25 protein-coding genes are annotated in these 24,899 nt (G+C 69.7%); 16 read left to right on the forward strand and 9 right to left on the reverse strand.

The window, feature by feature from the left end; translation table 11 throughout:
* Window positions 1–181: 181 nt before the first annotated feature.
* From AB0M02_RS04575 to AB0M02_RS04585, 3 genes are read right to left on the reverse strand one after another with little or no spacing between them, the layout of a single operon-like run.
* A complete protein-coding gene (locus AB0M02_RS04575; protein WP_364221325.1) occupies window positions 182–1,390 on the reverse strand; it encodes a DNA-protecting protein DprA in 1,209 nt (402 codons plus the stop codon).
* Between the two features lie 28 nt (window positions 1,391–1,418).
* Window positions 1,419–2,987 carry a YifB family Mg chelatase-like AAA ATPase gene (locus AB0M02_RS04580; RefSeq protein ID WP_364221328.1) on the reverse strand — a complete coding sequence of 523 codons (1,569 nt, stop codon included), beginning with the start codon at window positions 2,985–2,987 and terminating at the stop codon, window positions 1,419–1,421.
* A complete protein-coding gene (locus tag AB0M02_RS04585) occupies window positions 2,987–3,346 on the reverse strand; it encodes a YraN family protein (protein WP_364221330.1) in 360 nt (119 codons plus the stop codon). Before AB0M02_RS04585 ends, AB0M02_RS04580 begins: the two co-directional genes overlap by 1 nt.
* A gap of 138 nt (window positions 3,347–3,484) precedes the next feature.
* On the opposite strand from AB0M02_RS04585, the gene AB0M02_RS04590 reads away from it, so the two are divergent.
* The 8 genes from AB0M02_RS04590 to AB0M02_RS04625 all read left to right on the forward strand — a co-directional run bounded on the left by AB0M02_RS04590 (window position 3,485) and on the right by AB0M02_RS04625 (window position 11,043).
* The gene (locus AB0M02_RS04590) at window positions 3,485–4,039 is read left to right on the forward strand and encodes a hypothetical protein (protein WP_364221333.1); all 555 of its coding nucleotides are present in this window, start codon (window positions 3,485–3,487) and stop codon (window positions 4,037–4,039) included.
* A 258-nt stretch (window positions 4,040–4,297) separates the two neighbouring features.
* Entirely contained in the window at window positions 4,298–5,203 is a 906-nt protein-coding gene (rpsB, locus tag AB0M02_RS04595; RefSeq protein ID WP_364221336.1) for a 30S ribosomal protein S2, read from the forward strand.
* A 74-nt stretch (window positions 5,204–5,277) separates the two neighbouring features.
* Entirely contained in the window at window positions 5,278–6,108 is an 831-nt protein-coding gene (gene tsf / locus AB0M02_RS04600) for a translation elongation factor Ts (RefSeq protein WP_364221339.1), read from the forward strand.
* A gap of 157 nt (window positions 6,109–6,265) precedes the next feature.
* The gene (gene pyrH / locus AB0M02_RS04605; RefSeq protein WP_364222557.1) at window positions 6,266–6,976 is read left to right on the forward strand and encodes a UMP kinase; all 711 of its coding nucleotides are present in this window, start codon (window positions 6,266–6,268) and stop codon (window positions 6,974–6,976) included.
* 59 nt (window positions 6,977–7,035) lie between these two features.
* Entirely contained in the window at window positions 7,036–7,593 is a 558-nt protein-coding gene (gene frr, locus AB0M02_RS04610; RefSeq protein WP_364221342.1) for a ribosome recycling factor, read from the forward strand.
* Complete coding sequence (locus AB0M02_RS04615; protein ID WP_364221345.1) at window positions 7,593–8,633, forward strand: phosphatidate cytidylyltransferase; 1,041 nt, start codon at window positions 7,593–7,595, stop codon at window positions 8,631–8,633. Before frr ends, AB0M02_RS04615 begins: the two co-directional genes overlap by 1 nt.
* Window positions 8,634–8,648: 15 nt before the next feature.
* Window positions 8,649–9,827 (forward strand): 23S rRNA (adenine(2503)-C(2))-methyltransferase RlmN, encoded by a 1,179-nt coding sequence (gene rlmN / locus AB0M02_RS04620; protein WP_364221348.1) that lies wholly within the window; start codon window positions 8,649–8,651, stop codon window positions 9,825–9,827.
* A gap of 37 nt (window positions 9,828–9,864) precedes the next feature.
* Window positions 9,865–11,043: a DivIVA domain-containing protein gene (locus tag AB0M02_RS04625; protein ID WP_364221351.1), complete on the forward strand. Its 1,179-nt coding sequence runs from the start codon at window positions 9,865–9,867 to the stop codon at window positions 11,041–11,043.
* A gap of 54 nt (window positions 11,044–11,097) precedes the next feature.
* On the opposite strand, the gene AB0M02_RS04630 is transcribed toward AB0M02_RS04625, so the two are convergent.
* Window positions 11,098–11,334 (reverse strand): DUF2631 domain-containing protein, encoded by a 237-nt coding sequence (locus AB0M02_RS04630; protein ID WP_364221354.1) that lies wholly within the window; start codon window positions 11,332–11,334, stop codon window positions 11,098–11,100.
* 147 nt (window positions 11,335–11,481) lie between these two features.
* Between AB0M02_RS04630 and AB0M02_RS04635 the strand changes: the two genes are divergently transcribed.
* On the forward strand, window positions 11,482–13,041 hold the full coding sequence (locus tag AB0M02_RS04635; protein WP_364221357.1) for a Rieske 2Fe-2S domain-containing protein: 1,560 nt from the start codon (window positions 11,482–11,484) through the stop codon (window positions 13,039–13,041).
* Here the strand turns inward: AB0M02_RS04635 and AB0M02_RS04640 are convergent.
* Window positions 13,038–14,606: an NAD(P)/FAD-dependent oxidoreductase gene (locus AB0M02_RS04640; protein ID WP_364221360.1), complete on the reverse strand. Its 1,569-nt coding sequence runs from the start codon at window positions 14,604–14,606 to the stop codon at window positions 13,038–13,040. The two genes, AB0M02_RS04635 and AB0M02_RS04640, sit on opposite strands and share 4 nt — an antisense overlap.
* Window positions 14,603–15,418, reverse strand: a complete 816-nt coding sequence (locus AB0M02_RS04645) for a YhjD/YihY/BrkB family envelope integrity protein (RefSeq protein WP_364221363.1) — start codon at window positions 15,416–15,418, stop codon at window positions 14,603–14,605. The genes AB0M02_RS04640 and AB0M02_RS04645 overlap by 4 nt, the downstream gene beginning before the upstream one ends.
* A 50-nt stretch (window positions 15,419–15,468) precedes the next feature.
* Here AB0M02_RS04645 and AB0M02_RS04650 point away from each other — a divergent pair, with 50 nt between their 5' ends.
* Genes AB0M02_RS04650 through AB0M02_RS04675 form a run of 6 tightly spaced genes read left to right on the forward strand, consistent with a single transcriptional unit; the run spans window position 15,469 to window position 21,206 of the window.
* Window positions 15,469–15,948 (forward strand): YcxB family protein, encoded by a 480-nt coding sequence (locus tag AB0M02_RS04650; protein WP_364221366.1) that lies wholly within the window; start codon window positions 15,469–15,471, stop codon window positions 15,946–15,948.
* Between the two features lie 23 nt (window positions 15,949–15,971).
* Entirely contained in the window at window positions 15,972–17,171 is a 1,200-nt protein-coding gene (gene dxr / locus AB0M02_RS04655) for a 1-deoxy-D-xylulose-5-phosphate reductoisomerase (protein WP_364222560.1), read from the forward strand.
* 41 nt (window positions 17,172–17,212) lie between these two features.
* Entirely contained in the window at window positions 17,213–18,472 is a 1,260-nt protein-coding gene (locus AB0M02_RS04660) for a site-2 protease family protein (protein ID WP_364221369.1), read from the forward strand.
* A gap of 5 nt (window positions 18,473–18,477) precedes the next feature.
* A complete protein-coding gene (gene ispG, locus AB0M02_RS04665) occupies window positions 18,478–19,653 on the forward strand; it encodes a flavodoxin-dependent (E)-4-hydroxy-3-methylbut-2-enyl-diphosphate synthase (RefSeq protein WP_364222563.1) in 1,176 nt (391 codons plus the stop codon).
* Between the two features lie 48 nt (window positions 19,654–19,701).
* Window positions 19,702–20,685 carry an LLM class F420-dependent oxidoreductase gene (locus AB0M02_RS04670; protein WP_364221372.1) on the forward strand — a complete coding sequence of 328 codons (984 nt, stop codon included), beginning with the start codon at window positions 19,702–19,704 and terminating at the stop codon, window positions 20,683–20,685.
* Window positions 20,686–20,723: 38 nt separating this feature from the next.
* The gene (locus AB0M02_RS04675) at window positions 20,724–21,206 is read left to right on the forward strand and encodes a GNAT family N-acetyltransferase (RefSeq protein ID WP_364221375.1); all 483 of its coding nucleotides are present in this window, start codon (window positions 20,724–20,726) and stop codon (window positions 21,204–21,206) included.
* A 128-nt stretch (window positions 21,207–21,334) separates the two neighbouring features.
* Here the strand turns inward: AB0M02_RS04675 and AB0M02_RS04680 are convergent, their stop codons facing one another.
* Window positions 21,335–21,928 carry a PadR family transcriptional regulator gene (locus AB0M02_RS04680; protein WP_364221378.1) on the reverse strand — a complete coding sequence of 198 codons (594 nt, stop codon included), beginning with the start codon at window positions 21,926–21,928 and terminating at the stop codon, window positions 21,335–21,337.
* Between the two features lie 123 nt (window positions 21,929–22,051).
* On the opposite strand from AB0M02_RS04680, the gene AB0M02_RS04685 reads away from it, so the two are divergent.
* Entirely contained in the window at window positions 22,052–22,891 is an 840-nt protein-coding gene (locus AB0M02_RS04685) for a GNAT family N-acetyltransferase (RefSeq protein ID WP_364221381.1), read from the forward strand.
* Between the two features lie 8 nt (window positions 22,892–22,899).
* Here AB0M02_RS04685 and AB0M02_RS04690 read toward each other — a convergent pair whose 3' ends face one another.
* Both AB0M02_RS04690 and AB0M02_RS04695 read right to left on the reverse strand, forming a co-directional pair.
* Complete coding sequence (locus tag AB0M02_RS04690) at window positions 22,900–23,958, reverse strand: ABC transporter permease (protein ID WP_364221384.1); 1,059 nt, start codon at window positions 23,956–23,958, stop codon at window positions 22,900–22,902.
* Entirely contained in the window at window positions 23,955–24,848 is an 894-nt protein-coding gene (locus tag AB0M02_RS04695; protein ID WP_364221387.1) for an ATP-binding cassette domain-containing protein, read from the reverse strand. The genes AB0M02_RS04690 and AB0M02_RS04695 overlap by 4 nt, the downstream gene beginning before the upstream one ends.
* Between the last annotated feature and the right edge of the window lie 51 nt (window positions 24,849–24,899).

The raw sequence follows: 24,899 nt of genomic DNA on the forward strand, positions 1-24,899 counted from the left end.
CGTTGGCCGTCTCGCCGGTGCGGGGCGATTGGTTGGCCGTCTCGGTTGTGTGTGGGGCAGTGGCGTGGTTTCCGCGTGGTTCGTTGCTGTGGGATTCGGTGGGTGGTGTTGGGGTTGGTGGGTCCCGGGCTGGGCGGGACCCGGGGTTGGTGGGCCTCGTATTCCGGTGTTGCCGTGCACGTCAGGTCTCCGGGTCTGGGTGGTGTTGGGGGGCCAGGGCTATGCCGTTCTCACGGCGGGTTATCAGGCCGGCGGTTTCGAGCAGGGTCAGGCGTTGGAGGACTGTGCGGACTGACAGGCCCGCGGTGGCAGCCAGGTCCTCGGGTGTGGCGAGACCTCTTCGTGGCACGGCCTCCAGGACCAGGGCTGACTCCTCGTCCAAGGAGTCGCGGGCGTGGTCGGGGCCGCGTGGAGGCTCGGTCAGGTACTCGCCTATTCGGCCGATCTCCTCGAGTACGTCGTCGGCGGAGGTGACCAGCCGGGCGTACGGGTTGCCGCGCAGGATGGCGTGGCAGCCCACGGACATCGCTGAGGTGACCGGGCCGGGCACGACCATGGCGGGCCGGTTCAGGGAGAGCACTCGGCTCATCGTCTGGGTGGCGCCGCTGCGGGCCGCCGCCTCGACCACCACTGTTCCGGCGGTGACTGCGGCGATGACACGGTTGCGGATCAGGAAACGGTGCCGCAGCGGCTCGGCGCCGATCGGCCACTCGCTGATGAGCAGCCCTTCCTCGGCGATCTGATCGAACAGAGCGGAGTTGCCCAGCGGGTAGGGGCGATCCACTCCGCAGGCCAGGATGGACACGGTCCGGCCGCCGGCGGCGAGCGCCCCGCGGTGTGCGGCGGCGTCGATGCCGAACGCGCCGCCGGAGAGGACGGTCCAGTTCTGGCCGGCCAGGGCGTAGGCCATCTCGGTGGCGACGTGGGTCCCGTAGCTGGTGGCGGCTCGTGCGCCGACGATCGCGACGGAGCGTTCGAGGGTTTCGTGGAGGGGCGGGGCGCCGCGGACCCAGAAGCAGAGCGGTGGGCGGATATCCTGATTTATCCGGCCTCCGGTGTCGAGTTCCAGTCCGGCGAGGTCGTCGACCCTGGTCGGCCACTCGTCGTCCGAGGGCACGACGATGCGGGCGCCGAGCCGTTCGGCGCGGCGGAGTGAGGCTTCCGCCACGCGTCGGGCGTCGCCGACCGCCATGCGCGCGGTGACGGTGGAGCGCAGGCTGCCGTTCGGGAAGTCGCCGCTGAGCAGGCGATCCAGGGTTTCCGGTGCACCAAACCGCTGGATCAGCGACCAGACCGTGCGGTTCCCGGGTTCGGCGAGCCAGGTTAGCGCGACCCTCGCGGCTCGATCCACGGGACTGCCGGGCTCGCGGTCGGGGGCGGGGATGGTCATGGGTTCTCCCTGGAGGTGAAGGGACTGGTCATGAGGCCCTCTTCCGGTCGCGGGCCGGCCTGTGGGACATCTCGCCCATGCGCAGGAAGAAGGCCTCGCTCACGTCGTCTGGGCTGGGCTTTTCGCGGCCGTCTAGGTCGCAGACGGTCCAGGCGAGTCGTAGGACCCGATCAAGCCCGCGCGCCGAGAGGACGCCTCGATCGACCGCTCTGTGCAGGATCTCGGTGCCTCTGGCAGGGAGTCGCCATGGTCGTCGCCGCAGTTCAGGCCCTGGGACTTCGGCATTCACGCGCCAGCCTCCGGCGGACCACCGCGCGGCGGCGGCGGAACGGGCCCGTGCGACTCGGGCTGCGACGATCGCGGACGACTCGACAGCGGGCGTTCCGGTGGCAGCGGATTCACCCATCAGCTGGACCGCCGTCAGGGGCAATGCGTTGATTCGAATGTCGATGCGGTCGAGCAGCGGCCCGGAAAGCTTGGACAGATAGCGCCGTCGAGCCGCCGGGCTGCAGTTGCAGAGTTGGTCTCCGGCGGGAGACGCGCACGGACAGGGGTTGGCGGCGACGACGAGTTGGGTCCGTGCCGGGTACTCGACGGTGCCGCGCGATCGGGACAACAGGACCCGTCCGCTCTCCAGCGGCTGTCGCAATGCCTGAAGGGTGGAGCGGGACATCTCCGGCGCCTCGTCCAGGAAGAGAACACCTCGGTGGGCCAACGAGATGGCACCCGGGCGGCCCAGGCCCGTGCCGCCTCCCACGAGGGCCGAAAGGCTCGCGCTGTGATGGGGTGCCTGGAACGGCGGGCGCCGGACGAGTCGACCGTCCGGTGGCAGGACACCGGCGATCGATTGGAGAGCGGTCACCTCCAGAGCGGCCTCGTCGTCCAGTTCCGGGAGGATGGACGGCAGGCGCTCGGCGAGCATGGTTTTGCCGGCACCGGGAGGCCCGATGAGCGCGACGTGGTGCCCACCGGCGGCGGCGATCTCGAGGGCGTATCTGGCGGTCTGCTGGCCGGCGACGTCGGCGAGGTCGGGTCCCGAGTAGGGCAGAGGGGGTGGGGCGGGCGGCGGGTCGAGCAGGGTGTCGTTGCCGCGGACGAAGTCGATCAGGTGGCGCAGGGAGTCGACAGCGCGCACGGTCACGCCCGGCACCACGGCCGCCTCTTGCGCGTTGCCGACCGGCACGACGACTCGCGAGACCCCCGCACGAACGGCGGCGGCGACCATCGGGAGGACGCCGCGGACCGGACGGACCGCGCCGTCGAGCCCGAGCTCGCCGAGGAGCACGACGCCGGCCAGCGGCGAGACTGGAAGGTCGCCCGCGCCGGCCAGGAGGGCGACGGCTATTGCCAGGTCGAAGCCGCTGCCGTGTTTTGGCAGGGCGGCCGGCAACAGGTTGACCGTGAGGCGGCCGGGGGGCCACTCCTGGCCCGAGTTGACGACGGCTGCGCGGACCCGGTCGCGGGCCTCGTTGAGTGCTGTGTCCGGCAGGCCGGTGAGCACGACGGCGGGTAGGCCGCCGGAGAGGTCCGCCTCGACCTCGACCACGTGGCCGGCGACGCCGACCAGGCCGACGCAGAGGACTCGGGCGTACCCCATCAGAACGCCGCCCTGATGTGTACGAGCCGGGTGGCGCCGCGGCGCTGGGGGAAGACCTCGACCACGTCGAAGCGGATGTGCTTCGCGCGTACCCCTGAATCGGCCAGCCAACGGACGGCCAGGAGTCGCAGCTTGCGGATCTTGCGATGGTCGACCGCGGCGGCCGGCGTGCCGAAGGCCGCGCCGCGCCGGGTCTTGACCTCGCAGAAGACCAGGTCGTCGCCGTCGCGCAGGATGAGGTCGACCTCGCCGTCGGAGCATCGCCAGTTGCGGTGCAGCACGACGAGGCCGAGGTCCTCCAGGTGCCGGGCGGCGAGTCGTTCGCCGTACGCTCCGACCGCTTTTCGCTCAGTCGTCATGAGGCGGCACCGTGGCACTGTCGCGAGGGCGCCGCACAGGAGCCTGTGGATGTGGCGGCTTTGTGGATTTCGGCTCGGAGTGCCTTCCGGTGTGATAAGGGTGGCAGCGGACCCGCCAGTCGCTTACGGTGCGAATCCGTGGAGCATCGATACGCCGACGAGCCCGAACCCCCCAGCTGGTACACCGGCCGCCGGTACACCACAGACCCGGAGGTGTCCGGGTCTCACCGGGTGCCGGAGCAGCGTGACCTGAGCGAGTCGGGCCGCATCCCGATCCGCGGCCCGGAGTATCCGGCTGTGCGCCCGACGCCGGCGGCCGAACAGACCGGCCCGTTCCAGCCGCTCGCACCACAGGCGCCGCAGGCACCGGTTCAGCCGGCCGGACCCCAGACTCCGGCCGACCGGGTCTATCAGACCCGCCGCCCGGTCTCCTCGCTGATCCTCCTGGGCATACTGGCGATTCTGCTGGTCCCGGCCCTGCGGCTGCTCGCCACCGTGACCTTCACCGCAGACCCGGCCGCCGGCGGCATCGTCCCCGCCGTCCTGCTGACTCTGGGCCTCGCGATGACCGGTTTCGGCCTTTTCGCCGTGGGGAGCGGACCGATCACCCGCGACTCCTGGACGCGAGCCCCGCACGTCTATCTGCCGGTGGGCCTGATCGTCCTGCTGGCGGCCGGGCTGGCAGCCGCCTGAGCAGAGCGGTGCCGGACCCGAGGCCGGACCAGGCCGTCCCACAGCTTGGCGTATGCTGGTGCACGGCGACCGCCCCAGGCGGTCGACCTCGCGCGCCCTCCGACCGTGCCGTTGCTGGCTTCCCCAGTCCCGGCGGCCGGCGGCGACGGCCCTCCCTGGTCCCGATTCTCTCGGGCCCGACTGTGGCCGCCGACCGGGCGCCAGGACGCTCACCGCCGGTGAGCGTGACAACCAGGGAAGACCAGGGAGTAACCCACCATGGCCGTCGTGACCATGCGCCAGCTGCTGGAGAGCGGTGTCCACTTCGGGCACCAGACCCGGCGCTGGAACCCGAAGATGAAGCGCTTCATCTTCACCGAGCGCAACGGTATCTACATCATCGACCTGCGCCAGACCCTCGACTACATCGAGAAGGCGTACAGCTTCGTGCGTGACACCGTCGCCGAGGGTGGCCACATCCTCTTCGTCGGCACCAAGAAGCAGGCTCAGGAGGCCATCGCCGAGCAGGCGACCCGGGTCGGCCAGCCGTACGTGAACCACCGTTGGCTCGGCGGCATGCTGACCAACTTCCAGACGGTGTACAAGCGTCTGCAGCGCATGAAGGAGCTCGAGGCTCTGGGTGACCTGAGCGGCACCGCCGCCGGTTACACCAAGAAGGAGACCCTCCAGCTCTTCCGCGAGAAGACCAAGCTCACCAAGACCCTCGGCGGTCTGCGTGACATGACCAAGACGCCGTCGGCGATCTGGGTCGTGGACACCAAGAAGGAGCACATCGCCGTCGACGAGGCCCGCAAGCTGGGCATCCCGGTCATCGCGGTGCTGGACACCAACTGTGACCCGGACGAGGTCGACTTCCCGATCCCGGGCAACGACGACGCGATCCGTTCCGCCGAGCTGCTGACCAAGGTCATCGCTGCGGCTGTCGCCGACGGCCTGATCGCCCGCTCCGGCCGTGGCCGTGGCGGCGCCGACGAGAAGCCCGAGGCCGGCACCGTCGCCGCCGGTGAGCCGCTGCCCGAGTGGGAGCGCGACCTGTACGAGGGCGCCGAGAAGAAGGCCGCCGACGAGACCGCCCCGGCCGCCGCTGCTGCCGAGCCGGCCGCTGCTGCTGCTCCGGCCGCCGCCGCTGCCGCTCCGGCTGCCGCCGCCGTCCCCGCCGAGTAAGTCCCGATTGCTTCCGGCCGCCGCCGCTGATGGCGGCGGCGGCCGAGTTCCCGACTGACATCGAGAGAAGAGTCATGGCTAACTACACCGCCGCGGACGTGAAGAAGCTCCGCGACCTCACCGGTGCCGGCATGATGGACTGTAAGAAGGCGCTCGAGGAGGCCGAGGGCGACTTCGACAAGGCCGTCGAGTTCCTCCGCATCAAGGGCGCCAAGGACGTCGGCAAGCGCGCCGGCCGCACCGCCGCCAACGGCATCGTGGCCCACTCCGGCAAGGCGCTGCTCGAGCTCAACTGCGAGACCGACTTCGTCGCCAAGACCCCGGACTTCGTCTCCCTGGGCCAGCGCCTGGTCGAGTTCGGCGAGGCCAACAAGATCGCTGACGCCGCCGCGCTGCTGGCCGCCACGCTGGACGACGGCAAGACCGTCGCCGACACCGTCCAGGACTACGCCGCCAAGATCGGCGAGAAGATCGTGGTGAACCGCTTCGCGATCGTCGAGGGCAACGTCGCGGTCTACCTGCACCGCAAGGCTCAGGACCTGCCGCCGCAGGTCGGCGTGCTGGTGGAGTACTCCGGCAAGACCGACGAGGCCGGTGACGCGGACGCCCGCGGCGTCGGCATGCAGATCGCCGCGATGCGCCCGAAGTACCTGACCCGCGAAGAGGTCCCGGCCGAGGTCGTGGAGTCGGAGCGGCGCATCGCCGAGCAGACCGCCCGCGAGGAGGGCAAGCCCGAGCAGGCGCTGCCCAAGATCATCGAGGGCCGGGTCAACTCCTTCTTCAAGGACTTCGTCCTGCTGGAGCAGTCTTCGGTGGTCGACAACAAGAAGACCGTGAAGCAGGTCATCGCCGAGGCCGGTATCGATGTCACCCGGTTCGTCCGGTACGAGGTCGGCCAGGAGTAAGGGCACCGCAGACATAAGGCACGGGAGGTCGGGAACGCGATTCTGCGTCCGGCCTCCCAGTCGCATAAGGTCTCCTGTTGAAAGTGAAGGGAAGGCGGGTCTCATGACGATGGTGACCGAGCAGTCCGCCACGGTTGACGATCAGAACCCGCCGACCATGCGGCCGCGGCGGGTCGTTCTCAAACTCTCCGGCGAGGTGTTCGGCGGCGGCGCGGTCGGTGTCGACCCCGACGTCGTTCAGTCTCTGGCACGGCAGATCGCGACGGTCAACCGTCGTGGCATCCAGGTCGCCGTGGTGGTCGGCGGCGGCAACTTCTTCCGCGGCGCCGAGCTGCAGAAGCGCGGCATGGACCGCAACCGGGCTGACTACATGGGCATGCTCGGCACGGTGATGAACTGCCTGGCGCTCCAGGACTTCCTGGAGAAGGAGGGCATCCAGACGCGCGTGCAGACCGCGATCACGATGGCCCAGGTCGCCGAGCCGTACATTCCGCTGCGTGCCATCCGGCATCTGGACAAGGGCCGGGTCGTCATCTTCGGCGCCGGCGCCGGCATGCCGTATTTCTCCACCGACACGGTGACCGCCCAGCGCGCGCTGGAGATCCACGCCGACATGGTGCTGATGAGCAAGAACGGGGTCGACGGCGTCTACACCGCCGACCCGCGGGTGGATCCGGACGCCCGCAAGCTGGACACCATCACCTTCCAGGAGCTCCTCCAGCGCGGGCTGCGGGTGGCCGACCAGGCCGCGTTCAGCCTCTGCGAGGAGAACAAGCTGCCGATGCTGGTCTTCGGCGCGGAGGGCGACGACACCATCGTGCGTGCGTGCGCCGGCGAGCGGATCGGCACTCTGATCACCGCTGACTGATTCGCGCCACGTCCCCACATCCCGCACCACCGAAGACAGCAAGGAGGCGAGAAGAGCCGGTGATCGAGGAAACCCTCTTCGAGGCCGAAGAGAAGATGGACAGCGCGGTCGAGCACGCCAAGGAGGAGTTCGCCGCCATCCGTACCGGCCGGGCGACTCCGGCGATGTTCTCGAAGATCGTGGTCGACTACTACGGCGCGCCCACGCCGGTGACCCAGATGGCCTCGGTCGGTGTTCCGGAGCCTCGCATGGTCATCGTCAAGCCGTACGACGCGTCCCAGCTCGGCCCGATCGAACGCGCCATCCGCGACTCCGACCTCGGGGTCAACCCGAACAACGAGGGCACCCAGCTGCGCATCCACCTCCCCCAGATGACGGAGGAGCGGCGGCGCGAAATGATCAAGGTGGCCCGCCACAAGGCCGAGGAAAGCCGCGTTGCCATCCGTAACGTCCGCCGTAAGGCCAAAGAGCAGCTGGACAAGCTGGTCAAGGACGGCGAGGCGGGCGAAGATGAGGGCCGTCGTGCTGAGAAGGAGCTCGACGACCTGACCCACCGCTACGTGGCGGTCGTCGACGAGCTCCTCAAACACAAGGAAGCCGAGTTGCTCGAAGTCTGATGTCCTACCTCGATCCGCGTGCCGGGCAGGCCTCCGGCGACGACACGAGCGTGCCGGCGCCGTACGTCTATGACCCGAACATCCGGCACACCCCGACTGCCGCCTGGCACGCGGACCAGAGGGAGCCCCAACCGGCGAACGAGCCCGCCGCGGCGCCGAAGGGCGCCAAGGGCCGCCGCCGGGCGGGGCGGGGGCAGAACAAGGACAAGAGCCGGGCCGGTCGCAACCTTCCGGCCGCGATAGCGGTCGGGGTCAGCCTAGGCCTCGTCGTGCTCGCCTCGCTCCTGATCCAGCCGATGGCCCTGCTGGCCGTCCTGGTCGTGGCGTCCGGCATCGGCGTCTGGGAGATGGCCCGGGCCGTGACGGTCACCGGCAGCAACCCGCCGCTCGTCCCGCTGATCGCGGGCAGCGCCCTGATGGTGGGACTGGCCTGGCAGGCCGGGCCGGACGCGCTCGCCATCGGCCTCGTCGTGACCGTGGGCGCCGCCATGCTCTGGCGGCTGGCCGACGGCGTCGACGCCGTACGCCGTGACTTCACCCCCACCGTGCTCATCGCCGTGTACGTGCCGTTCCTGCTCAGCTTCGCCGCGATGCTGGTGCATCCGGGCGAGGGCGACCAGATGGACGGCGCCTGGCGCGTGCTCGGTGTGCTTGTCGCCGTGGTGCTTTCCGACACAGGCGGCTACGCGGCCGGCGTCTTCCTGGGCCAGCACCCGATGGCACCGAAGATCAGCCCCAAGAAGTCCTGGGAGGGGTTCGCCGGCTCGGTGACCGCCGCCGCGATCGGCAGCGGCGCGCTGCTGTTCTTCCTGCTCGACGTGCCGGTCTACTGGGGTCTGCTGTTCGGCGCCGCCATCTCGGTGGTCGCCGTCCTCGGCGACCTGGCCGAGTCCATGCTCAAGCGGGACCTGCGGATCAAGGACATGAGCAACCTGCTGCCGGGCCACGGCGGCCTGATGGACCGGCTCGATTCGATCCTGTTCGCCGTGCCCACCGCTTACCTGCTCTTCTCGATCATCACCCCGAGCTGGCAGGCGTGAGAAGCTGGATATGCCATGACGATTCTTCCGGTCATTCCGATCACCCCAGACCAGCCCGACGCGGTGGCCACCCGGCGCCGTCCCAGCATGCCTCCGCGCCACCTCGCCGACCTCGACCTGGCCGCCCGGCGGACCGCGGTCACCGGCCTCGGCGAGCCTGCCTTCCGTGCCAAGCAGCTCTCCACCCACTACTTCGGCCGTCTGGTCCGGGACGCCGCGGCGATGACCGACCTCCCGGCGGCCTCGCGTGACAAGCTCACCGCGGACCTGTTGCCCACGCTGCTGACCCCGATCCGGGAGCAGGCGTGCGACGACGGCGCCACGCGCAAGACGCTGTGGAAGCTGCACGACGGCGCGCTCGTGGAGAGCGTCCTGATGGGCTACCCGGATCGGGTGACGGCCTGCGTCTCCAGCCAGGCCGGCTGCGGCATGGCGTGCCCCTTCTGCGCAACCGGGCAGCAGGGCCTCACCCGGAATCTGTCGGTTGCCGAGATCGTGGACCAGGTGGTCTATCTGGCCGGTGTGGCCGCCTCCGGCGCGGTCACCGGCTCACCGCCGCGGCTGTCCCGCGTGGTCTTCATGGGTATGGGCGAGCCGATGGCGAACTATCCGCGCGTCATGGAGGCCGTGCGGCGGCTCACCGCCCCGGCACCGGAGGGCCTCGGGCTGTCACAACGGCACATCACGGTGTCCACGGTGGGTTTGGTGCCCGCAATGCGCCGGTTGATAGCCGAACAGCTCTCTGTGACTCTTGCGTTGTCACTGCATGCCCCCGATGATGATCTGCGCGATGAGCTTGTGCCCGTCAACCAGCGTTGGAAGGTGGCCGAGGTGCTCGATGCCGCGTTTGATTACGCGGCGCAGACCGGCCGTCGGGTTTCCATCGAGTACGCCCTGATCAGGGACGTAAACGATCAGCCCTGGCGTGCCGACCTGCTGGGCCGCCTTCTGAACGGCAAGCTGGCCCATGTGAATCTCATCCCGCTGAACCCCACCCCGGGCAGTAAGTGGGATGCCAGCCCCAAACCGGTCGAGCGAGAGTTCGTCCGCCGGCTGCGAGAGGCCGGCGTGGCGACCACCGTGCGCGACACCCGGGGCCGGGAGATCGACGGTGCGTGCGGCCAGCTGGCCGCGGGAGAGCTGACGCAAGCGAGCGCAGGGGGCGCCGCAGCCGACGCGGAGGTGGCACAGTGACTGGGCGCAGGTCCCAGCGAGCGGAGTGGGAGACGTTGTGACGAGTCAGGGACAGCGTTTCCGGCGGCGTGCGCTGCGGCGTGGCTACAAGGTCGACGAGGTCGATGCCTTCCTGGACCGGGTCGAGGCGACCCTGGCCGGTGAGCAGGTCGGCCCGCCGGTCGGCGCGCAGGAGGTGCACGACGTCGTCTTCCGGGTGCGTTTCGGCGGCTACGACGAGTGGCAGGTCGACCTGCACCTCGACCGGGTCGAGCGGCAGCTCGCCGAGTTCGAGGAGCGTGGTGGCCGTCCGGCTCCGGACCCGATGCGTGACTCGATGCGCAGCGGCCTGTCCGCCGCGCCGCAGAGCCCGCCCGGGATGGGCGCCGGCATGGGTCCCGGTATGGGCGCCAGCCTGAGCGGCGCCGGCATGGGCCCCGGGATGGGCGGTCCTGGGATGGGTCCCGGCATGGGCGGCGGCATGCCGCCCGGTGGGATGCCGCCCGGCGGCGGGATGGGTCCCGGCATGGGCCGGGCGCAGCCCCCGATGGCGCCGCCGACCGAGCGTCTTCCCGCTCCGGTCCGCGACGACCGCATGATGCCCCCCCAGATGCCGCAGATGCCCCCGCAGATGCCGCAGCGTCAGCAGATGCCCCCGCAGAACCCGTATGGCGACCGTTACGACGAGCCGACCGGTTACGGCCAGCAGCAGCCGCCGCAGCGCCCCGGCCCGCCTCCCGGCTACGACCAGGGCGGCTACGACCAGGGTGGGTATGACCAGGGTGGCTTCGAGCCGGGCCGGCACGGCCGCTCGGACATGACCGCCGAGATCCGGATGCCCGACCGCGACCCGCGCGGCGGGTACGGCGGCCCGCCGCCGAACGCGATGCCGGGTTCGCCGATGCCGGGCGCTCCGATGAGCGGCCCGCCGGGTGGCTACGGCCCGCCGCAGCAGCAGCTCGGCCCGCCGCTGGGTGAGCCCGGTGGCGAGCTGTACCGGGTGGACCAGCTGCGCCGCACGTTCCAGCCGCGGCGTTTCGGCAGCGGTTACGACCCGATGCAGGTGGACCGTCTCTTCGAGGGCATCCTGCAGGCGATGACCGGTCGCGGCCCGATGCCGGTGAACGAGAACGACCTCGACATGCTGCAGTTCGGCCTGGTGCCGAACGGCTACTTCGAGGCCGAGGTGGACGCCGCGCTGCGCGAGGTGAAGGACATCCTGCTACGGCGCAGATGACGCAAGAACGAGAAAAGGGGGCCAAGGGCCCCCTTTTTTCATGTCTGAGATCGGTTACTGGTCGTTGGGACGGAGCCCGGCCTTGCGCAGCACGACGTCGCCGATCACCACGCCGATCAGGCCCAGAGCGATCACCACGAGCCACACCTTCTCGGTGTTGCCCTGCTGGTTGCCCCAGAAGAAGAGGATCAGGATCGCGGCGGAGATGATCGCACCACGCTGCGCCCGCTTGCGATTGCCCGGCTTGAGCTGGTCGGGCGCGTAAACCTCGTGGTGTTCTTCCGCGGACACGGTCGGGTCCTCCTCATCGACGGTTCGAGGCAAGGCGTTCAAAGCCAGCCGTTCAAAAGGAAGTGTGTCACGGGGTCAGTGGGCGGCACCCGGCAACCCGGTTGTACTTTCAAGGGCGGTCAGAAGCCGAGTTTGAGGAGCGATCTAGTGCGGATCACGGGCACCGGCCACGCGAGCATGCGTATCGACACCGCCGCCGGCAGCATTCTGTGCGATCCGTGGGTGAACCCGGCGTATTTCGCCTCGTGGTTCCCCTTCCCGGACAACTCGCAGCTGGACTGGGAGACGCTGGGCGACGTCGACTACCTGTACGTGTCGCACCTGCACCGGGACCACTTCGACGCGGCGCACCTGAAGAGGTTCATCAGCAAGAAGGCCACCGTCCTGCTGCCGGAGTACCCGACGAGTCAGCTCGAGGACGAACTGCGGGAGCTGGGGTTCACCAGCTTCTTGCGTACGAGGTCGGACGAGGTGCACGAGCTCGACGGCGGCCTGAAGGTCATGATCCAGGCGCTGATCAGCCCGACCGACGGCCCGATCGGCGACTCGTCGCTCTGGGTGGAGTACGACGGCGTTCGCGTGCTCAACCAGAACGACGCGCGTCCCGCCGACCTGACCCGCTTCAACGAGCTGGGCCACGTGCACGCCCACATGCTGCAGTTCTCCGGCGCGATCTGGTACCCGATGGTCTACGAGCTGCCGGAGAACGCCAAGACCGCGTTCGGCAAGCAGAAGCGTGAGCGGCAGTTCGACCGCACCTGGCGATACATCGACGACCTGAAGGCCGACCACGTCTTCCCGATCGCCGGCCCGCCGTGCTTCCTCGACGACGAGCTGTGGCAGTTCAACGACATCCACGGCGACGAGGGCAACATCTTCCCCAACCAGTCGGTCTTCCTCACCGAATATGCCAAGGTCGGCGGAAATAACGGAATTGTTCTGCTCCCGGGCAGTGTGACCGAATTGTCCGATCAAGGGGCGACGGCGACGACCACGCACCCGACCCCGATCGACGAGTTCTTCAAGAACAAGAAGCAGCACCTCGAGGAGATGCGCGACCGCAAGCGCCCGATCATCGAGGCGGAGAAGGCCTCCTGGCGCCACCCGGAGATCGACGTCCTCAAGGAGCTGAAGAAGCGGATCGAGCCGCTGCTCGAGGAGTCGATCTACCTGGCCAAGGGCGTGGGCGGACCGGTCCGCTTCGATCTGGTCTCCTACGACGGCGACGAGGTCGAGTCGATCGTCGTGGACTTCCCCGGCAAGCAGGTCCGGCCGTACGTCGACGAGAAGGTCCGCTACCGGTTCCGCACCCAGCGCGAGCTGATCGAGCACCTCATCTTCATCGACGAGGGCGACTGGGTGAACTCGCTGTTCCTGTCCTGCCGCTTCTCCGCGGCCCGCATCGGGCAGTACAACGAGTTCGTCTACGCGTTCTTCAAGTGCCTCTCCGAGGAGCGCCTGCAGTACGCCGAGGGCTGGTACGACGAGCACGAGAAGTCCGTCGACGCCGAGGACATCCAGTTCGGCGACTGGACCGTGCAGCGCCGCTGCCCGCACCTGAAGGCCGACCTGTCCCGCTTCGGCATCCTGGACGGCAACGTGCTCACCTGCCAGCTGCACGGCTGGAAGTTCGACCTGCCGAGTGGCCGCTGCCTCACCGGCGTCGGACACAAGATCCGAGCCAGCAAGACAGCGGAAAACGGCTAGAGGGACAGATCGCGCAGGATGCGGCGGGCCGCGTTGTGGCCCGCCGCCCCGATCACGCTGCCGGCCGGGTGCGCACCCGCCGACCCGTGATAGAGCCCGTCGAGCCCGGTGAAATACGGCATCCGCTGATCGAACGCCACCGTGTTGTCGACGTGATGGATGTGCCCGCCGGTGATCCCGAAGTGCTCCTCGATCCCGGGCGGCGTCAGCGGGAAGACATCCGCGACGAGATCCGAGGTCCCGGGCGCGTAAGAGTCACATATCTCCAGCAACTTCTGGACATATCCCGGCAAAAGTGAATCCCACGAACCCTCGACAGGCGAGAACGGCACCGACTGCACGAACAGCGCCGACGAGTGATGCCCGTCAGCGTCCTGCAACGACGGGTCGACGGTCGTGTGCACGTACCACTCGATGGTCGGCGTGGCGGGCAGAAGACCGGCCTGCACCTCGGCCCACATGGAGCGCAGATTCGCCATCGGAGAGCCCGAGCCCGGCAGCAGATGGATCGTCGAACCGAACGGCGACGGCGCACCGGCGGGCAGGCAGGAGAATCGGGGGAGATCCCGCAGCGCCAGATTGACCTTCAGGGTGGTCCCGGTCCGCTTGACCCCGGCCATGCGCGAGGTGAGCGAGGACGGCAGGGCGCCGTCCGGGACAAGACCCATGAGACGGTACGGGTCACAGCCGCCGAGAACCACCCGCGCCGCGATCGACCGCCCGTCCGCGAGGACCACGCCACTGACCGCGCCTGAGTCGACCGTCACCGACGTCACCTCGGCGTCCGTGAACAGCGTCGCCCCGGCCGCGCGAGCCGCCTCGGCGAACGTCCGCGACACGGTGCCCATGCCACCCGACGCGATCATCCACGTCCCGTCCGAGCCGGGCAGGCGGCACATGTTGTGCACCAGGAAGTTGTGCCCGGTCCCCGGGTCGTCCGGGCCGGCGTTCAGCCCGGACAGGCCGTCGGTCACCGTGTACATGGCGGTGAGCAGCTCACTCTTGAACCCGAACCGTGCCAGGTAGTCGGCGACGCTTCCGCGTACCAAATCCAAGAAGGTGCTCTGGAGCTGCGGCCGGATGTGGCGGTCGGCGATCTCCTCGACGGACGCCGGCTCCTCCAGCCAGGCCGGTGCGAGATCGGCGCGCAGCGCGCCGATCTCGCAGGCCAGAGTCTCGTCGGCGGCGAGGTCCCGGGGCGTGAAGAACTCCTCCATCTGCGCCCGGGTGGCCTCGCGGTCGCTGCCGAACAGCAGGTACGGCGAGCCGGCGGGACCGGCGCTCGGCAGGAAGTAGTGCGGATCCCGGCGCAGCACCGGGATGTCGACGTCAAGCGTCTTCAGCAGTTCCGGGGGCATCAGCCCGAGCAGGTAGGAGCCCGTGGACTGACCGAGTCCGGGCACCTTGCGGAAGGGGCGTTCGGTGCGGGTGGCACCACCCAGCACGGCGGCGGCCTCGAGTACGACGACGTCGAGCCCGGCGCGGGCCAGCAGGATCGCGGAGACCAAACCGTTGTGGCCGGCCCCGATGATCACCACATCGGCGCGGTCGGGAAAGGGGGTCATGCCGAGCGAGCGTACCCCGCTGTTCGGCGGACCGCGGCTGCCGATTCGCCCGAAAAATAGAACGTGGCAGCGAAGCCGGCCAGCAGAACGACGTGGAACAGGTAGAGCCACAGGCCGACCGCGACCATCGCGCCGATCTCGGTGAATCCGCCGAACGGCACGCCCAGGTCCAGCGGCAGCGCGCAGAAGAGCACGAAACCGTGCAGGAACCCGGAGAGGTTCGCGGCGGTGAACGAGCCGATCAGGACCGTCGGCAGCCACGGCGGGCGGCCCGGCGCGATGTACCGGAACACCCAGATCACCACGGGCGTCAGCACCAGCCAGCCGGCCAGGAACGACAGCACCACGCCGAGCACCGACCACCAGCCGCCGCGCAGCCAGAGCGAGCTGGTCGTGGGCAGCGCCAGGAAGAGGGCGAGGAGCAGGGCCGGTGCCGCCGCCAGCAGCGGCAGCCAGAGCAGCCGGCCGCGCCAGCCGACCAGCGACTCGCCGCGCCGGTAGACCGAGACGAACGCCCTCCGCAGACCCTCGCCGTAGAGGGTGGCGGGCAGCAGGCTGGCGAGCGCCAGCAGGGGGGTCAGCGTCAGCCCGGCGTCGATGAGCGCGCCGAGCGCGCGCGGCGCACCGATGGCATCCGGCAGGGCGGCGATGGTCCGGCCGGTCAGATCGCGTACGCGAGACGCACCCACCACGTGCCCGGTCAGCCAGATCGCCAGCAGCGCGACCGGCACCACCGCGATGCCGCCGTAGAACGTGATGGCCGCCGCGTGCAGCGCGACGTCCCGCCCGCGCAGGGGCTCGAAGAAACGCACAGTCGTCAGGTACCCCATCGGCGCCCGGCGATCACTACGATTCCGCTTTCATGGCACCCTTCACGTTCTCGGCGCACCCCACCCAGGCTCAGCTGATCGCGTCGCTGAACCACTTCCTCAAGCCGCAGTACCGGGTCTACCGGGTCTCGGGTGTCATCCTGCTGGTGCTCGGCGTCATCCTGCTCCTGCTCGAGGACTACTACGTCGGCCCGCTCGCGCTGGTGCTGGGCGTGTTCTGCCGGTGGGGTCTCCCACCGCTGGTCACCCGGATGGTGCTGCGCCGGGCGGCCAGTCTGCTGGACCGGCCGACCGACTACCGGATCGACGAGGACGGCGTCTGGGTCGGCAACGACCAGGCGGAGAGCCTGTTCCACTGGAAGGCGGTGGACCGGGTGGACGAGTTGCCGGGGATGCTGATCGGGAGACTCGGGAAGGCGGGCTTCTTCGCCGTACCCCTTGATGGTCTTGATCCTGAGACGGCCGCGCAGCTGACCGCTTTCATCCGGGCGCACGTGCCCGCCCGCGGCTGAGCCGCATGCGCGGATCCGGAAAGATGGGGCACATGCGCGACCTCGTCCTGCTCGGCTCCACCGGTTCCATCGGCACCCAGGCCATCGACATCGTCCGGCGCAACCCCGGCCGGTTCCGCGTGGTGGCGCTCGGCGCCGGCGGCGGCAACGTCGAGCTGCTCGCCGCACAGGCCCTCGAACTCGGCGTCGAGGTGGTCGGCGTCGCCCGCTCCTCGGTCGTGCAGGACCTCCAGCTCGCCTTCTACGCCGAGGCGCAGAAGCGCGGGTACGCGACCGGCGACTTCAAGATCCCGAAGATCGTGGCCGGACCGGACGCGATGACCGAGCTCGCCGCGCATCCGTGTGACGTCGTGCTCAACGGCGTGGTCGGCAGTCTCGGGCTGGCACCCACCCTCGCCGCGCTGGAGAGCGGCCGGATCCTCGCGCTGGCCAACAAGGAGTCGCTGGTCGCCGGTGGCCCGCTGGTCCGGCGGATCGCCAAGGCGGGCCAGATCGTCCCGGTCGACTCGGAGCACTCGGCGCTGGCCCAGTGCCTGCGCGGCGGCACCGCGGCCGAGGTGCGCAGGCTGATCCTCACGGCGAGCGGGGGCGCGTTCCGGGGCCGCCGTCGCGAGGAGTTGGCGAACGTCACACCTGAGGAGGCGCTGAAGCATCCGACGTGGGACATGGGCCCGGTCGTCACGATCAACTCGGCCACCATGGTGAACAAGGCGCTGGAGGTGATCGAGGCGCACGAGTTGTTCGATGTGGCGTACGACGACATCGAAGTGATGGTCCACCCGCAGTCCGTCCTGCACTCGCTCGTCGAGTTCGCCGACGGCTCCACGCTTGCCCAGGCCAGCCCACCGGACATGCGACTGCCGATCGCGCTGGCCCTGGCCTGGCCGGAGCGCGTGCCGCTGGCCGCCGCCGCGGTGGACTGGACGCAGGCGCACAACTGGGAGCTCCGGCCGCTCGACGACGAGGCGTTCCCCGCCGTCCGGCTGGCCAAGGAGGCGGGCCGTGCCGGGCGCTGCCTGCCGGCCGTCTACAACGCCGCCAACGAAGAGTGTGTGGCCGCCTTCGTCTCCGGTCGGCTACCTTTCTTGGGCATCGTCGACACGCTGGAGCGTGTGTTGGCGGCGGCCCCGGATTTCGCGGAGCCGGGTACCGTCGAAGACGTGCTTGCCGCGGAGTCGTGGGCGCGTGCCCAGGCGCAGCGGACGATCGCGACTGTGGCCTGACTAAGACCGTGGCTGACTATGACCGTGGCTGAAGGAGCCTGATGCTGTTCTGGCTGGGCGTGGTGGCGTTCGCGCTGACCATTTTGATCTCGGTGAGCCTGCACGAGCTGGGCCACATGCTCACCGGCAAGCGCTTCGGCATGAAGGTGACGCAGTATTTCGTGGGTTTCGGCCCGACCATCTTCTCCTTCAAGCGCGGCGAGACGGAGTATGGGCTGAAGCTCATCCCGCTCGGCGGCTTCTGCAAGATCGTCGGGATGACGCCGCAGGACGACGACGTCGCGCCGGAGGACCAGCACCGCGCCATGTGGCGGTTCCCGGTCTGGAAGCGGACCGTCGTGATGTCCGCCGGCTCCATCACACACTTCCTGCTCGCGCTGGTCGGCGCGTGGGTGATGGCGATGACCATCGGCCTGCCGAACACCGACATCCCGCAGACCGCCGAGCAGCAGCGCACCGCCCCGGCGATGATCTACGTGGGCGACTGCATCCGGACCTCGCTGACCGACACCAGCACCGAGTGCGTGCCCGGCCAGGGCAGCGCCCGGGAGGCGCCGGCCAAGGTCGCCGGCCTGCAGACCGGTGACCTGATCACCAAGGTGGGCACCACCGCGGTCGCCAACTACGGCCAGCTGACCGACGCGATCCGGTCCCAGCCCGCCGGTCCCACCCCCTTCGAGTACACGCGCGACGGCCAGGCCGCCAAGACCACCGTCGACCTGATCAGCGCCGAGCGGACCCCGCTGGACGACCCGGAGGGACCGGTCTCCCAGGTCGCCGTGGCCGGCGTGAGCTGGACCACCGACCAGCCGGCCGTGATCACCTACAGCGCGCTCGGCGCGGTCCCGGCGTCCGGCGAGTTCAACTGGTACCTGGTGGAGAACTCGCTCAAGGCGATGGCCCGGATCCCGGAGAAGATTCCGGCCCTGTGGAACTCGATCACCGGCGAGGAGCGCGACCCGGACACCCCGATCAGCGTGGTCGGCGCGAGCCGGATCGGTGGCGAGGCGATCGAGAAGGGCGTGCCCGAGGTCTTCTGGCAGGTCTTCATCTCGCTGAACGTGTTCATCGGCCTGTTCAACCTGCTGCCGCTGCTGCCGGTGGACGGCGGTCACATCGCCATCGCCTGGTTCGAAGCTGTTCGCTCCTGGCTCTACAAACGTTTCCGGCGACCTGATCCCGGCCGGGTGGACTACTACAAGCTGATGCCGTTGACGTACGCGGTCATCCTCATAGGCGGCGCGTTCACCCTGTTGACCGTCACCGCCGACATCATCAACCCGATTACGATCTTCAAGTGAGTGACATGAGCCTGCCGATCAGCCTCGGAATGCCGGCCGTACCTCCGCCGCCTCTGGCCCCGCGCCGGCGCAGCCGCCAGATCATGGTCGGCAACGTGCCGGTCGGCGGCGGTGCGCCGGTCAGCGTCCAGTCGATGACCACGACGCTCACCGCCGACGTCAACTCCACCCTGCAGCAGATCGCCGAGCTCACCGCGTCCGGCTGCCAGATCGTCCGGGTCGCCGTCCCGTCCCAGGACGACGTCGAGGCGCTGCCCGCGATCGCCAAGAAGTCCCAGCTCCCGGTGATCGCCGACATCCACTTCCAGCCGAAGTACGTGTTCGCCGCGATCGACGCCGGCTGTGCAGCGGTCCGGGTCAACCCGGGCAACATCCGGCAGTTCGACGACAAGGTCAAGGAGATCGCCAAGGCGGCCTCCGACGCGGGCATCCCGATCCGGATCGGCGTCAACGCCGGCTCGCTGGACAAGCGCCTGCTGGAGAAGTACGGCAAGGCCACCGCCGAGGCGCTGGTCGAGTCGGCGCTCTGGGAGTGCTCGCTCTTCGAGGAGCACGGCTTCCGCGACATCAAGATCTCGGTGAAGCACAACGACCCGGTCGTCATGATCCGGGCGTACCGGCAGCTGGCCGAGCAGTGCGACTACCCGCTGCACCTCGGTGTCACCGAGGCCGGCCCGGCGTTCCAGGGCACGATCAAGAGCGCGGTGGCGTTCGGCGCCCTGCTCGCCGAGGGCATCGGCGACACGATCCGGGTCTCGCTCTCCGCGCCGCCGGTCGAGGAGATCAAGGTCGGCAACCAGATCCTGGAGTCGCTCGGCCTGCGCGAGCGCGGCCTGGAGATCGTCTCCTGCCCGTCCTGCGGCCGTGCCCAGGTGGACGTCTACACGCTCGCCGAGCAGGTCACCGCGGCGCTGGACGGTTTCCCGGTCCCGCTGCGGGTGGCCGTCATGGGCTGCGTGGTGAACGGGCCGGGCGAGGCGCGCGAGGCCGACCTCGGTGTGGCCTCCGGCAACGGCAAGGGCCAGATCTTCGTCAAGGGCAAGGTCATCAAGACGGTGCCCGAGGCGATCATCGTGGAGACCCTGGTCGAAGAGGCCCTGCGCCTCGCCGACGAGATGGGCGCCGACCTCCCGGAGGAGCTGCGTGAGTTGCTTCCGGGCCCGACCGTGACCGTGCACTAGTTACTGATCGGTAGACAGCGGCGGGCCCGTGACGGCAGGATCGGGGGCATGTCGATGCGCTGGGGCATGACCGTTCCGCTCAGCGGTGTTCCGCTCGCCGAGCACGCCGCCGTCTACTCGGCCCTGGCGGACGCCGGGTTCACCGACGTCTGGAGCGCGGAGGTGAACGGCACCGACGGCTTCACGCCGCTCACGCTGGCCGCCGCCTGGGAGCCGCGGCTGCGCCTCGGCACCGCGATCGCCCCGGTCTTCACCCGAGGGCCGGGCCTGATGGCGATGACGGCGGCCGCCCTGGCCGAGACGGCGCCGGGCCGGTTCCAGTTCGGCATCGGCGCCTCGTCACCGGTGGTCTCCGGGGACTGGAACGCCGCCGACTTCGTCCGGCCCTACGCCCGCAGCCGCGACATGCTGCGCTTCCTGCGCGCCGCGCTGGCCGGTCAGGTCGTCGACGAGCAGTTCGACGAGTTCACCGTCCGGCGCTTCCGCCTGGAACGGCCGCCGGCCGTCCCGCCGCGGCTCATGCTCGCCGCCCTGCGCCCGCAGATGCTGCACCTGGCCGCCGCCGAGGCCGACGGCACGATCCTCAACTGGCTGGCCGCCGGCGACGTGCCCACGGCGCTCGCCGAGACCAAGGCCGCCGGCCCGGACTTCGAGGTGGCCGCCCGCATCTTCGTCATCCCGACCGAGGACGCCGCGTACGCCCGCACCGTCGGCCGCCGGATGATCGCGGCGTACCTGACCGTTCCCGCCTACGCCGCCTTCCATCGCTGGCTGGGCCGCGAGGAGGCGCTCACCCCGATGTGGCGGGCCTGGGAGTCCGGCGACCGCAAGGGTGCCCTGGCCGCCATCCCCGACTCCCTGGTCGATGAGCTGATCGTGCACGGTTCACCGGAACAGTGCCGCGAGGGCGTCCGCGCCTACGCCGAAGCCGGCGTCACCGTCCCGGTCATGGCCCTCACGCCCACCCCCGAACTGGAACGAGGCGGCCCGGCAGCCCTGCGCGACCTGATCACCGCCCTCGGCCCCGCCTGACCGCGGAAATCCGTTGACGGGGCTGCCACGCTGAACGCATGGCAATCGAGATCAGGGCCTTCGAGGCCGGCGACGTGGACGGTGTCGTGGAGTTCGCGCTGCGGGCGTGGGAGCCGGTCTTCGCGTCGTTCGAGAAGGTGCTCGGGCCGGAGATCTACCCGCTCGTCTACCCCGACTGGCGCGCCTCCCAGGCCCGCGAGGTGGCCCGCACCTGCACCGAGCACGCCGAGCGCACACTGGTGGCGCTCTCCGGGGAGAAGCTGGTCGGGTTCGCCGCGTGTGTCTATGACGAGGCCGAGTCGACCGGCGAGATCGAGATGATCGCCGTCGACCCGGACCACCAGCGCGAGGGCATCGCCGCCACCCTGATCGAGCACTCCGTCGAGGCCATGCGCAAGGCCGGCCTCAAACTTGCCGCCATCGGCACCGGCGGCGACCCCGGGCACGCGCCGGCCCGAGCCGCCTACGAGAAGGCGGGCTTCCACCCGTTCCCGCTGGTCCACTACTACAAGGTCTTGTAACCACCCCGTGGCGCGAAAGCCGCCGGGCGGCCCGGTGTTGCAACCGGGCCGCGAGTCTCGGAGCGGCAGAGCACGCTGACGCGTACAAAATAAAAGCGTAAGAAAGCCGCCAAAGCGTGCCCAAAAAGCTACTCGCTCAGGATGGCGTAAAGCTTGCGCTTGGTTTCGTTGAGGACTTCGAGCGCCTTCTGGCGCTGCTCCGCGTTGCCCGCGAAACCGATCTGCTTGAGCGCGCCCATGATCCCGACCGCCGCGTCGCGGAAATCCTGGACCTGGGACATGGCGTCGTCGCCGAACTGGGTCCACGGCGGGTTCTGCGCGGCGGCCTCAGCCTCGGGCCGGCCGTCCGCGGTGAGCTGGTAACTCTTGCGGCCGCCCGCCGCCGTGGCCTCGATCAGACCCTCGTCCTCCAGGAGCTGGAGCGTCGGGTAGACCGAGCCGGGACTGGGGCGCCAGATGCCGTTGGTGCGCGAGTCGAGCTCCTGGATCATCTCGTAGCCGTGCATGGGCCGTTCGAGCAGGAGCGCGAGGATCGCCGGGCGGACGTTCTGTCGTGAGCCGCGGCCGCCGCGTCGTGGGCCGTGGCGGCCGAAGTCAGGCCCGCCGAAACCGGGGCCGCCAGGACCGCCGGGGCCGAAGGGGAATCCGGGCGGGAAGCCGAAGCCGCGCCTGCGCGCCTCGCCGATCCAGCCGTGTCCGTGTCCTCGCTGTCCGTGATACATGACCTTCTCCATTCTGTCGTCGATAGTTAGACGATATATCGGCGAACAGTCGGAAGCAAGGGTTTCTGGGTTCGCGGGGTTGCGGTACGTGTCGGACGGCTCGGATCTGGCAATCTGGTACCTGTGTTGACGGTCCCCATTCGGCAGCTCGGCGAGCCCGAGCGCGCAGCGGTCGAGCGCATTCTTGACGCCGACCCGTTCGCTGGGGCGCAGATCGCGGAGCGGGTGGCTTCGCACGGGCTGAACTGGTGGCGTTCGGACGGGCGCATCTACGGCTACGAGCAGTCCCGCCGCATCGAGTCGATCATCTGGTCCGGTGCGCATCTGGTGCCGGTGGGCGCCACGCCGGCCGCGACCGCCGCCTTCGCCGACCTGCTCGGCGCCGAGCCGCGGATCTGCTCGTCGATCATCGGGCGCTCGGAGGCCGTGCTGGACCTGTGGAACAGGCTGGGTGGCCACTGGGGACCGGCTCGTGACGTGCGGCCCAACCAGCCGCTGCTGGTCACCGACCGTGACCCGCTGGTGCAGCCCGACCCTTCGGTACGCCTGGTCCGCGCACACGAGGTGGATCAGCTCTTCCCGGCCGCGGTGGCGATGTACACCGAGGAGGTCGGCGTCTCGCCGCTGCTGGACGACGCCGGGCGGGGCTACCGGCGGCGGATCGCCGAGCTGGTGAAGGGCAAAAGGGCGTATGCCAGGTTTCTGGGCGACCAGGTGATCTTCAAGGCCGAGCTGGCGATCATCACCCGGCGGACCACGCAGGTGCAGGGCGTGTGGGTGCACCCGGACTATCGCGGGCGCGGCCTGGCCACGGCCGCCATGGCCGCGGTGGTCGCCGACGCGCTGCGCCGGGTCGCACCGACCGTCAGCCTGTATGTCAACGACTACAACAAAGCCGCACGCCGGGTGTACCAGCGGTGCGGCTTCGTGTCAGCGGGATCGTTCGCGACCGTGCTGTTCTGAGCGGGTGGTTACTTCGCCGAGCTCCAGGCGGTGGCGAACGACGTCTTGCCGTTGGTGCGCATCAGCGAGCCCTGGTAGACGCGGGCGCCGGCGGCGAGCAGCACCACCGCGGTGGCCGCCACGATGGCCAGCGCCACCAGCGGTTCCCAGGCGGCCGCCTCGTCCTTGAACAGCCGGATCGGCATGGCGATCGGTGACGAGAACGGAATGTACGAGAGCACCTTCTGCGCCGCCGCGTTGTCCTGCAGGAAGATCACCGCGAAGAACGGGATGAGCACGACCATCTGCATCGGCACCGAGGTGCTGCCCAGGTCCTCCTGGCGGGCCGCCAGCGCGCCGGCACCCGCCCAGAGCGTGGCCAGCATGACGAAGCCGAACACGAAGAAGACCAGGAACCAGCCGATCGTCGGGCCGATCGCCGACACCACGCTGGTGTCCACGTCGGTCACCGTCATGCCGACGAAGGCGACCACCCCCAGCAGCGCTATCTGCCCGAACGCGAGCAGGGTCATCGCCGCGACCTTGCCCGCCAGCAGGGCGCGCACCGGGACGCTGGCCACCAGGATCTCGACGATCCGGGTCTGCTTCTCCTCGACGACGCTCTGCGAGATCTGCAGCCCGTACGTGAACGAGGTGAGGAAGAAGAGCATGGCCAGCCCGACCGGCACGATGGTCAGCAGGAACGGGTCGAGCTCGGCCGGCTCCAGCAGGCGGACCGGGGGAGCGGCGCTCAGCGCGTCCACCACGTCGCCCGGCGGGTCCTCCAGGGCCACCACCTCCGGGCCGGGCAGCACGGCTGCCTCGACCTCGTCGTCACGGACCAGCTGTTCGGCGGTCGCGACGTCGGGAACGGTCTGAACCTCCAGGCCGGCCGCGGTGAGCTGGGCGGTCACGGTGTCGCCGACCACCGCCACCTTGGTCGGGCCGCCGTCGAGCATGCTCGGCACGACGATCGAGGCGATGATGATCACCAGGAGAAACGCGGTGCTGAAGAGGAACGCCTTGTCGCGGAGCTTGACGTGCAGCTCCCGGGCGGCGACCAGCCGGGCGGCTTCGAACGTGGTCACTGGATCACCTCTCGGAAGATCTCGGCGAGGGAGGGGCGCACCGGGCCGAAGGACCGCACCGGGCCGCGCGACAGGGCGGTCTGGAGCAGGTCCTGGTCGTCGGCCTCCGGGCCCAGGTCGAACACGGCGCGCGGGCCGTCCAGCTCGACCAGCGTGATGCCGGGATGGTCGCGCAGCCAGCCGGCGTCGGCGCCCACCTCGATCCGGTAGCGCGGAAGGGTGTACTGGTCGCGCAGGTAGGAGCGGCTGCCGGCGGCGCGGATCGTGCCGTCCGCGATGATCACGAGGTCGTCGCAGAGGCGTTCGACCAGCTCCAGCTGGTGGCTGGAGAAGAGCACCGCGGTGCCGGCGGCGGCGCGCTCGCGCAGCACCGTCACCACGTTGTCGGAGGCCAGCGGGTCGAGGCCGGAGAACGGCTCGTCCAGGATCAGCAACTCGGGGTCGTGCACCAGGGCGGCGGCGATCTGCACCCGCTGCTGGTTGCCGAGCGACAGCTTCTCCACGAGGTCGCCGTCGCGCCCGCCGAGCTCCAGCCGCTCCAGCAGGGCCGCGGTGCGCTTCTTCGCGTCCGCGACGCTCAGGCCGTGCAGCCGGCCCAGGTAGACGACCTGGTCGGCGACCGTCATCTTCGGGTAGAGGCCGCGCTCCTCCGGCATGTAGCCGAACCGGTGCCGGTCCTCGCGGGTCAGCGGGTTGCCCTGCCAGGTGACAGTGCCCGAGTCGGCGGAGAGCACCCCGAGGATGATCCGCATGGTCGTGGTCTTGCCGGCGCCGTTGGCGCCGACGAAGCCGGTCAGCCGGCCGCCCTCGACCGCGAACGACACGTCCTTGAGGACCTGCCGGTCGCCGAAGGACCGGTTGACGGCATCGACGTTGAGGACGGTGGTCATGAAGATCACGGTAGGCGCTCGTCGATGCCTGTGTCGTCCGGCCGGGGAACG

The organism is Actinoplanes sp. NPDC051861 (genome assembly GCF_040681145.1).
Classification (GTDB): Bacteria; Actinomycetota; Actinomycetes; order Mycobacteriales; family Micromonosporaceae; genus Actinoplanes.